This is a genomic window from Pseudomonas sp., from assembly GCF_037994325.1.
GTDB lineage: Bacteria > Pseudomonadota > Gammaproteobacteria > Pseudomonadales > Pseudomonadaceae > Aquipseudomonas.
In genome coordinates this window covers 1-5269 of sequence record NZ_JBBNAH010000078.1, presented here as the reverse complement: position 1 = coordinate 5269, position 5269 = coordinate 1, and the positions used below count along the sequence as shown (strand labels likewise).

General features: G+C 56.9%; 3 protein-coding genes. 2 read left to right on the top strand and 1 reads right to left on the bottom strand.

Annotated elements, in window-relative coordinates; genetic code table 11:
- Positions 1–102: 102 nt before the first annotated feature.
- Positions 103–1509: a type I glutamate--ammonia ligase gene (glnA, locus tag AAAB16_RS02555; protein ID WP_108096510.1), complete on the bottom strand. Its 1407-nt coding sequence runs from the start codon at positions 1507–1509 to the stop codon at positions 103–105.
- Between the two features lie 331 nt (positions 1510–1840).
- Here glnA and thiI point away from each other — a divergent pair, with 331 nt between their 5' ends.
- Together thiI and typA are read left to right on the top strand one after the other, a co-directional pair.
- Entirely contained in the window at positions 1841–3295 is a 1455-nt protein-coding gene (gene thiI, locus AAAB16_RS02550; RefSeq protein ID WP_340661921.1) for a tRNA uracil 4-sulfurtransferase ThiI, read from the top strand.
- Positions 3296–3424: 129 nt separating this feature from the next.
- Positions 3425–5245 carry a translational GTPase TypA gene (typA, locus tag AAAB16_RS02545; protein WP_340661920.1) on the top strand — a complete coding sequence of 607 codons (1821 nt, stop codon included), beginning with the start codon at positions 3425–3427 and terminating at the stop codon, positions 5243–5245.
- Positions 5246–5269: the final 24 nt, after the last annotated feature.

The following is a 5269-nucleotide window of genomic DNA, read 5'->3' as shown; positions in this document are numbered from 1 at the left end:
GCTCCGCTGCGTCTGAAAATTCCATAAAAAAGGCCTCCCGAGGGAGGCCTTTTTAGTCACGCCGCTATACGAGCCGGCGCGCCTGGCTTAGACGCTGTGTACTTAAACGCTGTAGTACAGGTCGTATTCCAGTGGGTGCACGAAGGTGCGCACTTTGATTTCTTCTTCGCTCTTCAGCTCGATGTAGGCATCGATGAAGTCATCGCTGAACACGCCGCCTTTGGTCAAGAACGCACGGCCCTTGTCCAGTTCTTCCAGGGCTTCTTTCAGGCTGCCGCACACTTGTGGGATCAGCTTGCCTTCTTCTGGAGGCAGGTCGTACAGGTTCTTGTCTGCCGCGTCGCCAGGGTGGATCTTGTTCTGGATACCGTCCAGACCAGCCATCAGCAGTGCTGCGAAGGCCAGGTACGGGTTGGCAGCCGGGTCCGGGAAGCGCGCTTCAATACGGCGCGCTTTCGGGCTGGAAACGTACGGAATACGGATGGAAGCGGAGCGGTTACGAGCCGAGTAGGCCAGCATTACCGGTGCTTCGAAACCAGGGACCAGACGCTTGTACGAGTTGGTCGACGGGTTGGTGAAGCCGTTCAGTGCTTTACCGTGCTTGATGATGCCGCCGATGAAGTACAGGGCGGTGTCGGACAGGCCGGCATAGCCTTCGCCAGCAAAGGTGTTCTTGCCATCTTTGCCGATCGACAGGTGAACGTGCATACCTGAACCGTTATCGCCGTACAAAGGCTTAGGCATAAAGGTAGCGGTTTTGCCGTAGGCATCAGCCACGTTGTGCACGCAGTATTTCAGGGTCTGAACTTCGTCAGCCTTGGCTACCAGGGTGTTGAACTTAACGCCGATTTCGTTCTGACCAGCAGTTGCCACTTCGTGGTGGTGAACTTCGATGACCAGGCCCATTTCTTCCATGGCATTACACATGGCAGTACGGATTTCGTGGTCGTGGTCGCACGGCGGAACTGGGAAATAACCACCTTTAACGCCTGGGCGGTGGCCTTTGTTGCCAGTTTCGATGTCAGCGTCGGACATCCAGGAGCCTTGTTCGGAGTAGATCTTGAACATGGAGCCGGAGATGTCGGATTTGAATTTCACTTCGTCGAAGATGAAGAATTCTGGTTCCGGGCCTACGAATACGGTGTCACCGATACCGGTGGTTTTCAGGTATTCCTCGGCGCGCGAAGCGATCGAGCGCGGGTCGCGGTCGTAGCCTTGCATGGTCGATGGTTCGATGATGTTGCAAACCAGGATCAGGGTAGGCTCTTCGGTGAACGGGTCGAGCACAGCGGTGCTGTCTACTGGCAGCAGGATCATGTCGGAGGCTTCGATGCCTTTCCAGCCATGGATCGAGGAGCCGTCGAACATTTTGCCGACTTCGAAGAATTCGTCGTCAAGGGCGTCACGGGCCGGCATGGTCACGTGGTGCTGCTTGCCTTTGGTATCGGTGAAGCGCAGGTCAACCCACTTCACGTCGTGTTCTTTGATTAGTTGAAGCGCCTTCGACATGGTGTCCTCCAGATGGTGGGGCGTTGTGGTTTTTTAGCCCCAAATAAAACGGTGAAGCCGGGCGGCATAGTCCGCCAGGGCAACCTGCCTCACAAGGGAGCAAATTGCATGCCAGTGCCCCGAAGTGGGTTTATTGCACGAAAGTCAGGCGCTGCGGGGGCTGCGCCGTAAAAACAAAGCGTTCTGCGCACCAAAATGGATCTGTTGCAAAGTGGTGCGCTGCATATTGGTGCGCTGCGCATCTTTGTAAGGATTGCCTGGTTAAAAGCTGAGCAATTTCCGCTATAATCCGCGCCCCTTAATTTAGGCCAGGCTCGCACGCGCTGTTTTCATGAAACTTATCGTTAAAGTCTTCCCCGAGATCACCATTAAAAGCCGGCCGGTGCGTACGCGCTTTATCCGCCAGCTTGCGAAAAATATTCGCGCGGTGATGCGAGACCTGGATCCAAATCTCGTGGTGGACGGCGTGTGGGACAACATCGACGTCGAAACCAAACTCACCGAGCCCAAAGTGCTCGCGGAAATGGTCGAGCGCTTTACGCGCATTCCGGGCATCGGTCAGTTTCTGCAAGTGGATGAATACCCGCTGGGCGATTTCGACGACATGGTCGAAAAATGCAAAGCCCATTACGGCGATCTGCTCCCTGGCAAGATGTTCCTCGTGCGCTGCAAGCGCGCCGGCAAACACACCTTTAGTTCCATGGATGTTGAGCGTTACGTCGGCAGCCAATTGCGTCGTCAGTGCGGCGCCGCGGGTATCTCGTTGAAAGAGCCCGAGTTGGTGGTGCGCATGGAAATTCGCAACCAGCTCTTATATGTGATCCATAGCCAGCACGAAGGCCTCGGTGGTTACCCGCTCGGTGCTATTGAGCACACGCTGGTGCTGATGTCCGGTGGTTTCGACTCCACCGTGGCCGCCTATCAGATGATGCGTCGCGGGCTGGTCAGCCACTTCTGCTTCTTTAATCTGGGCGGCCGTGCCCACGAGTTGGGCGTGATGGAAGTGGCCCACTATATATGGGCCAAATACGGCAGCTCGCACCGTGTGCTGTTTGTCAGCGTGCCGTTTGAAGAAGTGCTTGGCGAAATTCTCGGCAAGGTCGACAACGCCTATATGGGCGTGGTGCTCAAGCGCATGATGCTGCGCGCCGCAAGCGTGGTGGCCGACGGCCTGGATATCGACGCACTGGTGACAGGCGAGGCGATTTCCCAGGTTTCCAGCCAAACCCTGCCAAACCTGGCGGTGATCGACCGCGCTACCGAGAAACTGGTGATGCGCCCGCTGATCGCCAGCCACAAGCAAGACATCATCAACATGGCTGAGCACATCGGCACCGCCGAATTTGCCAAGCACATGCCCGAATACTGCGGTGTGATTTCGGTAAACCCGACCACCCGCGCCAAGCCTGACCGCGTCGTGTATGAAGAAGCCCAGATCGATATGGCCGTGCTGGAGCGTGCGCTGCAAAACGCCCGTTCCGTGCCGATCGACCGGGTGATCGACGAGCTGGGCCAAGACATCCAGGTTGAGGAATTGAGTGAAGCCTTGCCTGGGCAGATCGTGCTGGACATCCGTCACCCGGATGTTCAGGAAGACCTGCCGCTGGAGTTGGACGGCGTAGAGGTGCAACCTCTGCCGTTCTTCGCGCTCAACAGTCGCTTCAAGGAACTGGACTCTACCCGTCAGTACCTGCTGTATTGCGACAAAGGCGTGATGAGCCGCCTGCATACCCACCACTTGCTCAGCGAGGGGTATGCCAATGTGCGCGTTTATCGTCCGGCATAAAGTGCCGGGTCTGTTTGGCGGCAGTATCCGCCACCGCCCCCCCGACCGACGGGGCAGTTGAGCCACTCATTCTTAATACTGGCCGCCTAGACTTAGCGGCGAACCGAATCCTCTGATCGAGATGCAAAAGTGATCGAAAATCTACGCAACATCGCCATCATCGCCCACGTTGACCATGGTAAGACCACCCTGGTTGATAAACTCCTGCGTCAATCCGGCACCCTGGAGCGCAACGAGCTCAACGACGAGCGCGTGATGGACTCCAACGACCAGGAAAAAGAGCGCGGCATTACCATTCTCGCGAAGAACACCGCGATCAACTGGAACGGCTACCACATCAACATCGTCGACACCCCCGGCCACGCCGACTTCGGCGGCGAAGTTGAGCGCGTAATGTCGATGGTTGACTCGGTGCTGCTGCTGGTCGACGCCCAAGACGGCCCGATGCCACAAACCCGTTTCGTAACCAAAAAAGCCTTCGAAGCGGGCCTGCGCCCAATCGTGGTCATCAACAAGGTTGACCGTCCAGGCGCGCGTCCGGACTGGGTTCTGGACCAGATCTTCGACCTGTTCGACAACCTCGGTGCTACCGAAGAACAGTTGGACTTCAAAGTCGTCTACGCCTCGGCCCTGAACGGTATTGCGGGTCTTGACCACAGCGAAATGGCTGAAGACATGACCCCGCTGTACCAGTCGATCGTCGACAACGTACCTGCGCCGAAAGTCGACCGTGATGGTCCGTTCCAGATGCAAATCTCCGCTCTGGACTACAACAGCTTCCTTGGCATTATCGGTGTTGGCCGTATCGCCCGTGGTCGCGTTAAGCCCAACACTCCAGTGGTAGCGATCGACGCCGACGGCAAACGCCGCAACGGCCGTATCCTCAAGCTGATGGGCCACCACGGCCTGCACCGCGTTGACGTAGAAGAAGCTGCCGCCGGCGACATCGTCTGCATCAGCGGTATGGACCAGCTGTTTATCTCCGACACCCTGTGCGACGTGAACAACGTCGAGGCGATGAAGCCGCTGACCGTCGACGAGCCGACCGTATCCATGACCTTCCAGGTCAACGATTCGCCGTTCTGCGGTAAAGAAGGCAAGTTCGTCACCAGCCGCAACATCAAAGAGCGTCTGGACAAAGAGCTGCTGTACAACGTGGCACTGCGCGTTGAAGAAGGTGACTCGGCTGACCGTTTCAAAGTATCCGGCCGTGGTGAGCTGCACCTCTCGGTACTGATCGAAACCATGCGCCGCGAAGGCTTCGAAATGGGTGTAGGCCGTCCGGAAGTAATCATCCGTATGGTTGATGGCGTGAAGAACGAGCCGTTCGAAAACGTCACCATCGACATCCCTGAAGAAGCGCAGGGCAAGGTCATGGAAGAAATGGGTCTGCGTAAAGGCGACCTGACCAACATGTCCCCGGATGGTAAGGGCCGTGTACGTCTGGAATACAACATTCCAGCCCGTGGTCTGATCGGTTTCCGTAACCAGTTCCTGACCCTCACCAACGGTGCGGGCATCCTGACCTCGATCTTCGATCGTTACGACACCATGAAGTCGGGCCACATGTCTGGCCGTCAGAACGGCGTGCTGGTTTCGGTTGAAACCGGTAAGGCTCTGACCTACTCGCTGGAAACCCTGCAAGCGCGCGGCAAGCTGTTTGTTGAGCACGGTCAGGACATCTACAACGGTCAGATCGTGGGTCTTAACAGCCGTGACAACGACCTGGGTGTGAACCCAACCAAAGGCAAGAAGCTCGACAACATGCGTGCTTCGGGCAAGGACGAAACGATCGCCCTGGTTCCGCCGGTTCGTTTCACCCTGGAACAGGCTCTGGAATTTATCCAGGACGACGAGCTGTGCGAAGTAACGCCGAAATCCATCCGTCTTCGTAAGAAGATCCTGGACGAAGGCGAGCGTACCCGCGCTGCCAAGAAAGCCGCTAAGTAAGACGTAGCGTCGGCTAAATAAAAA

What these genes read in the sequence shown, in the direction of transcription:
- glnA (WP_108096510.1), bottom strand. Translation starts at nt 1,509, where the DNA reads ATGTCGAAGGCGCTTCAACTAATCAAAGAACACGACGTGAAGTGGGTT.
- thiI (WP_340661921.1), top strand. Translation starts at nt 1,841, where the DNA reads ATGAAACTTATCGTTAAAGTCTTCCCCGAGATCACCATTAAAAGCCGG.